Raw genomic sequence first — 7664 nt, forward strand, 5'->3', positions numbered from 1 at the left:
CGGGTTGTCAGGCGTCGGTGTCGATCGCCATGCGAACGAGGCTTTCCAGATCCATGGCGTCGATGGACTCTGGTGTCAGGGCGTGTGCGTCGGCGCCGCCGGGCGCGGCCGGGCCGTCCTGGGCTCCGGCCGCCCCCGCGGGTGCGGCGCCGCCGCCGAGCGCGGCGCCGTCGAATCCGGTGAGGCGCAGCAGGTCGTCCAGGACGCCGGCCTCCTGGAGACGGGCGAGCGGGAGGGCGGCGAGGGCGGCCTGGAACTCCGCCTCGGTGCCGGTCCGGGCCGGGCCGGCGGCGGTCTCGACGGCGAGCCTGCTCCGCAGGTGCCGCGCCACGGCCCGGGGGTTGGGGTGGTCGAACAGGGTGACCGCGGAGAAGCGCAGGCCGGTGGCCTGGCTGAGGCGGTTGCGGAGTTCGACCACGGCCACGGAGCTGAAGCCGGACTCCAGGAAGCCGCGGTCCGGGGAGACCGCCTCCGGGTCGGCGTGGCCGAGGACGGTGGCGACATGGCCGCGGACCAGGGCGAGCAGGGTGCGGACCTGTTCGGCTTCCGGCAGTCCGGACAGGCGCGCCGCGAGCTGCTCCGCCGCGTTCGCCGGGGCCTCCTCCGGCCGGGCGGCCGGGTCGAGCCGGCGGCGGACGGGCCGGACGAGCCGGCGCAGCACGGGCGGCGGCGGGGTGCCGGCCCCGGCGAGCGCGGCCAGGTCGAGCCGGGCGGGCACGCACAGGGGCAGGTCGTGCGTCACGACGGCGTCGAAGAGGGTGAGCCCCTCCTCGGCGGTCATCGCGACGGCGCCCTCGCGGCGGATCCGGGCCAGGTCGGCCTCGGTGACCTGGCCGCCCATGCCCCGGTCCTCCTCCCACAGGCCCCAGGCCGCGGAGACGGCGGGCAGGCCCTGTGCCCGGCGCTCGTGCGCCAGGGCGTCCAGGAAGGCGTTGGCGGCGGAGTAGCTCGCCCGGCCGGGCGCTCCGAAGACGCCGGCGACCGAGGAGAACAGGACGAACGCCGACAGGTCGAGGCCGGCCGTCAGCTCGTGGAGGTGCAGGGCGGCGTCCGCCTTGGGGCGGAACACCCCGGCCAGCCGCCGCGCGTCCAGCGATTCGAGCACACCGTCGTCGACCAGGCCCGCGCAGTGGACGACGCCGGTGAGCGGGCGGTCCTCGGGGACGGAGGCCAGCAGGCGGGCGAGGGCGTCGCGGTCGCCCACGTCGCACGCCTCCACGCGCACCCGGGCCCCCGACTCCCCGAGCCGCGCGACCAGTTCGTCCACGCCGTCGGCCCGGGGGCCGCGCCGGGACACCAGCAGCAGGTCCCGTACGCCGTACGCGGACGCCAGGTGCCGGGCGACCAGCGCGCCCAGACCGCCGGTGCCGCCGGTCACCAGGACCGTGCCGCTGCCGTCGAAGGCCGGCCGGGCGGTGCTGTCCGCGGGTGCGGCCGTACGCGTCAGGCGCGGCACGAACGCCGTGCCGCCGCGGACGGCCACCTGTGCCTCGGCCGTGCCCAGCGCGGTGCGCAGCGCGTCGTCTTCGGCGGGCCCGGACAGGCCGGGCTCCACGTCGACGAGCACCAGCCGGTCGGGGTGCTCCAGCTGGGCCGAGCGCACCAGGCCCCATACGGGCGCCGCGGGCAGATCCGCGACGCCGTCCTCCGCGCCGACGCCGACGGCGCCGCGGGTCAGCACCACCAGCTTCGAGTCCGCGAACCGTTCGTCGGCCAGGAACCCGGTCACGGCGCGCAGCGCCTGCGCCGTCATCTCCGTCATCGCCGCCGGGCCGGGTGCCGCGCCGCCGTCGTGCGACCACACCACCAGCGGGGGAGCGGTCCCGCAGCCGTCCGTCGCGTTCCACGAGCCCCAGGCCGCCGGCGGCTCCGCCGCGGCGGCCGCCGGGGCCGGGGCCCAGTCCACGGCGAACAGCGCCTCGCGCACCACGCTTTCGGTGGAGGTGAGTTCCCCGCTCCGGTACGGCCGGGTCACGAGCCGCTCCACGGTGAGCACCGGCTCCCCCGCCGCGTCGTGCACCCGCAGGGACACGCCGTCGGCGGACGGCAGCACGCTCACCCGCAGGTCGGTCCCGCCTACGGCGGAGAGCTCGACGCCGGACCATTCCGACGCCATCGGGGCTCCGGCGGCGTCCACATGCGCATCCGCGTCCGCGTCCGCGTTCGGGAAGGCGACGCGTGACACGGCGTCCAGCAGGGCCGGGTGGACGCCGTAGGCCGCGGCCCCGTCGTCCACCGACTCCGGCAGCACGACCTCGGCGAAGGTCTCCGCTCCTCGTCGCCAGGCGGCCCGGATCCCCCGGAACGCCGGGCCGAGACCGGTGCCGTCCCGCGCCGTCCGCTCGTACAGGTCCGCCACCGGCAGGGGGGAGGCACCGGCGGGCGGCCAGACGTCCCGCCGGCCCTGCGCCGCGGCGCCGCCGGGCGTCAGCGAGCCGGACGCGTGGAGCGACCAGTCGGAGTCGTCCGTGGCACCTTCGGGCCTGGCGAACAGCTCGACGCTGCTGCGGCCCTCCTCGTCCGCCTCGGACACGAGCATCCGGATCGAGACGGCTTCGTCGGACAGCACCAGCGGGTGGTGATAGGTGAGCTCGTCGAGTCGGGGCCGGTCCACGTGATCGCCCGCCTGGAGGGCGAGTTCGACGAGTACGGAGCCGGGCAGGACCACCCGGCCGAACAGCGTGTGGTCCGCCAGCCAGGGCTGTTCGGCCAGGGAGAGCCGTCCGGTCCACAGGGCGCCCCGGCCCTGGGGCAGGGACACCACCGCGCCCAGCAGCGGGTGGCCGGCGGCGACGAGGCCGAGGCCCGTGGCGTCACCGGGGCGTGCGGGCACGTCGAGCCAGAAGCGGCGGCGCTGGAAGGCGTACGTCGGCAGGTCGCGGGCGACCGGCCCGGCGCCCAGCACCGCAGCCCAGTCGACCTCGACGCCATGGCTGTACGCCTGCGCGAGGGCGTTCGACAGGGCTCGCGGCTCCGGTACGTCGTCGCCCCGCAGCCCGGCGAGGAAGACGGGCGGGTGTTCCTCCTCCTGCGTCAGGCAGTCGGGACCGAGAGCGGAGAGCACCCCGTCGGGACCCAGTTCCAGATAGGCCGTGACACCCTCGGCCTCCAGGGAGCGCACCCCGTCCATGAAGCGGACGGGCTGCCGCACGTGCCGCACCCAGTACTCCGCCGAGCAGACCTCGCCGCCCTCGGACAGCGCGCCGGTCACGTTCGACACGACGGGCACGTCGGGAGCCCGGTACTCCACCGTCTCCGCGACCGCGCGGAACTCCTCCAGCATCCCGTCCATGTGGTGCGAGTGGAACGCGTGGCTGACCGTCAGCCGCTTGACCCGCCGGCCCTGCCCCTTCCACCCGGCGGCGAACTCCTCCACGGCATCCACATCACCGGAAACCACCACCGACAGCGCACTGTTGACCGCCGCAACCTCCAGCCGGCCACCGAAACGGGCAAGCGCGGCCCGCACCTCGGCCTCACTACCCTCGACCGCGGCCATCCCACCATCCGCACGCAACGCCTGCATCAGCCGGCCCCGCGCGGCCACCAACCGCACCGCATCCGCCAGAGACATCACCCCGGCCACATGAGCCGCAGCGATCTCCCCCACCGAATGCCCGACCAAGAAGTCCGGCCGCACACCCCACGAGGACACCAACCGGAACAACGCCACCTCAACGGCGAAGATCCCCGCCTGCGCGAACACCGTCCGATCCAACAACCCTTCAACCGCGTCACCCTGACCGAACATCAGGTCACGCAGCGCGGTCCCCTCCCCGAACTCACCGTCGAACAGACCGGTGATCTCGTCCAACGCCTCCGCGAACACCGGGAACGCCTCATACAGCCCCCGGCCCATCCCGACCCGCTGACTGCCCTGACCCGTGAACATCACCGCGGTACGCGCCGGCCCGTCCGCCACCCCACGCACCAACCCGGGAGCTTCCTCGCCCCGGGCCAGCGCGTCGAGGGCGGTGAGGAAGGTCGCGGTGTCCTCGCCCAACACGACGGCCCGGTGCTCGAACGCCGAACGCGTCAACGCCAGCCCCCGACCCACCGCCCGCACGTCCACCAGGTCACGCCCCGCCACGTACGCACGCAGCCGCCCGGCCTGCGCCGCCAAAGCCTCCGGCGTACGACCCGACACCACCCACGGCACCACACCACCACCGGACGCCGCCACCTCGGCCTCCTCCGCCACCACGGCCGGAACCTGCTCCAGGATGACGTGGGCGTTCGTACCGCTGATCCCGAACGAGGACACCCCCACCCGGCGCGGACGATCCACCTCCGGCCACGGCCGCGCCTCGTCCAACAGCCGCACCCCACCCGAGGACCAGTCCACCAACGGCGTCGGCTCGTCGACGTGCAGGGTCCGCGGCAACACACCGTGCCGCATCGCCATCACCATCTTCACCACACCACCGACACCGGCCGCGGCCTGCGCATGCCCGATGTTCGACTTCAACGACCCCAACCACAGGGGCTGTTCAGCCGTACGCTCCTGCCCGTACGTGGCGAGCAGCGCCTGGGCCTCGATCGGGTCCCCCAGCCTGGTACCCGTGCCGTGCGCCTCCACCGCGTCCACGTCGGCCGCCGACAGCCCCGCGTTCGCCAGCGCCTGCCGGATCACCCGCTCCTGCGCCGGACCACTCGGAGCCGTCAGACCGTTGCTCGCCCCGTCCTGGTTGACCGCACTGCCCCGAATCACCGCCAGCACCTGATGCCCGTTGCGCCGCGCATCGGACAACCGCTCCAACACCAGCACACCGGCCCCCTCGGACCAGCCCGTCCCGTCCGCACCCGCCCCGAACGCCTTGCACCGCCCGTCCACCGACAGACCACCCTGACGGCTGAACTCCGCGAACGCGCCGGGCGTGGCCATCACGGTCACGCCACCCGCCAGGGCGAGGGAGCTCTCGCCGCGCCGCAGCGACTCGGCCGCCAGGTGCATCGCCACCAGCGACGACGAGCACGCCGTGTCCAGCGTCACCGCAGGGCCCGAAAGCCCGAGCGAGTAGGACAGTCGGCCGGAGGCCACACTGCCGGCGGAGCCGAATCCGAGGAAGCCTTCGAGCCCCTCGGGGACGGCCGGGAGCCGCGCCGCGTAGTCGTGGTACATGACGCCGGTGAACACGCCGGTGTCGGTGCCCAGGAGGGACTTCGGGTCGATCCCCGCGTATTCGACCGCCTCCCAGGAGGTTTCAAGGAGCAGCCGCTGCTGCGGGTCCATCGCGAGGGCCTCGCGCGGCGAGATGCCGAAGAAGTCCGGGTCGAACTCGGCCGCGTCGTAGAGGAATCCGCCTGCTGCGGCGTACGGCGTCCCCGAGTCCTGCGTCTCCTGGGCGAACACCTCCCGCGTGTTCCAGCCCCGGTCCTCGGGGAAAGGGCCTATCGCGTCCCGGCGGTCGAGGACCAGCTGCCACAGGTCGTCCGGGGTCGTCACACCGCCCGGGTAGCGGCAGGCCATGCCCACGATGGCGACCGGCTCGTCCGTCATGGCCGCCGACGCCACCGCGGTGGCGAGGGCCGGACGTTCCTCGGGTCGGCCCGCGAGTTCCACGGTCAGGTATTCGGCGATCCGGCGCGGGGTGGGGTGGTCGAAGACGAGGGAGGCAGGGAGCCTGAGGCCGGACGCCGCGTTGAGGCGGTTGCGCAGTTCGACGGACATCAGCGAGTCGAAGCCGAGGTCCTTGAACGGGGTCTCGGAGTCGACCAGTTGGCCCGGCCCGTAGCCCAGTACCCCGCCGGCGAAGCCCCGGATCACGTCCAGGATCACGCGTCGCCGCTCTGCTTCGGGCAGGCCCGCGACGCGGGCGGCGAGCCCGGTCGTCCCCGCGTCCCCCGGCTCCTCGGCCCGGGCGCGCCGTACGGCACCCGGCGCCAATGAGCGCAGCACCGACGGCACGCCGGCCGCATCGCGCCTCTGCAGGCCCACCAGGTCCAGGCGGGCGGGCACGTACAGGGCACGCTCGTGTGCCGCGACCGCGTCGAACAGGGCGAGCCCTTCCTCGGCCGGCATCGGCACGGCGCCCATGCGCCGGATCCTGGCCCGGTCGACCTCGCTCACCTGGCCGCCCATGCCCCGGTCCTCCTCCCACAGCCCCCAGGCCGCGGAGACCGCGGGCAGGCCCTGTGCGTGGCGCTCGTGCGCCAGGGCGTCCAGGAAGGTGTTGGCGGCGGCGTAGCTCGCCTGGCCCGCACTGCCCACCACTCCGGCGAAGGAGGAGAACAGGACGAACGCCGAGAGGTCCAGGTCCCGGGTCAGCTCGTGGAGATGACGGGCCGCTTCGGCCTTTGGCCGGAGGACACCGGCCAGCCCCGCGGGGGTCACCGTGTCGATGATCCCGTCGTCGACGACACCCGCGCAGTGGACGACGCCGGTGAGCGGGCGGTCGTCCGGCACCGAGGCGAGCAGGGCGGCGAGGGCGTCACGATCAGCGACGTCACACGCCTCCACCCTCACCCGGCCACCCAGCCCCGTCAGCTCGGCCACCAGCGCGTCCACGCCCTCCGCCCCAAGACCACGCCGGGACACCAGCAGCAGATCCCGCACCCCGTACTCCGCCACCAGATGCCGTGCCACCAGCGCACCCAGCCCACCGGTACCACCGGTCACCAGCACGGTCCCACCCGGCCCGAACGACACCCGGGCCCCGCTCTCCGGCGCCGCCGTCACCCGCGCCAGCCGCGGCACCAGCACCCGCCCGCCCCGCACCGCAACCTGCGACTCACCCGAACCCAACGCGGCACGCAACGCGGCCTCTTCGGCCTCCGCCGACAGCCCCCGCTCCACATCCACCAGCACCAGCCGGCCCGGATGCTCCACCTGAGCGGACCGCACCAAACCCCACACCGGAGCCGCCGCCAGATCCGCCACACCCTCGCCCGGCCCCGCGGCCACCGCACCACGCGTCAACACCACCAGACACGCACCCGCGAACCGCTCACCCGCAAGGAACCCCTGCACGGTCCGCAGTGCCCGCGCCGTGGTCTCCGACAGGTTCTCGGACGCTTCGCCGCCGTGCTCCCACACCAGCGCCGGAGGGACCGGGGCGGCTTCGTCGACGGAGCCCCACGCGCCCCACTGCACCGGCGCCTCCGCCGACACCGACGCGGCTGCGGAGATCCACTCCACGCCGAACAACGCGTCCCGCAGTCCGGCGTCGGCGGCCCGCAGCTGCTCCCGCGCCACCGGCCGCGTCACCAGCCGCTCCACCGACAACACCGCTGCACCCGCCGCGTCCGTGACGGTAAGGGACACGCCGTCCTCACCCGACGGCGCCATGGCGACCCGCAGGACCGATCCGCCCACGGACGCACCCGACCGCTCGACACCCGTCCACACGAACGGCAGCCGCACCTCATCGGCCGACGGGTCGACGGCCATGTGCAGGGCGGAATCCAGAAGCGCGGGATGCATCCGGAAGCGGTCCGAGTCCGCCGCGCTCACCGCTTCGGGGAGGGCGACTTCCGCGAACACCTCCGCACCACACCGCCAAGCCGACCGCACCCCCCGGAACACCGGCCCATACCCGTAACCCAACCCGTCCAGCCGGTCATACAGGTCACCCACATCAACCGGCACAGCACCCGTCGGCGGCCACACCCCCGAACCAGCCCCGACCGGCTCGCCCACAGCGGCCAGCGTCCCGGTGGCGTGC

At 74.5% G+C, this 7664-nt stretch carries 1 protein-coding gene; it reads right to left on the reverse strand.

The genetic code is table 11. The features are described from left to right. Positions 1-7 precede the first annotated feature (7 nt). Complete coding sequence (locus ACFY0O_RS37200) at positions 8-7639, reverse strand: SDR family NAD(P)-dependent oxidoreductase (protein ID WP_388955400.1); 7632 nt, start codon at positions 7637-7639, stop codon at positions 8-10. Positions 7640-7664: the final 25 nt, after the last annotated feature.

This window comes from Streptomyces sp. NPDC001594 (assembly GCF_042893675.1).
Lineage (GTDB): Bacteria > Actinomycetota > Actinomycetes > Streptomycetales > Streptomycetaceae > Streptomyces.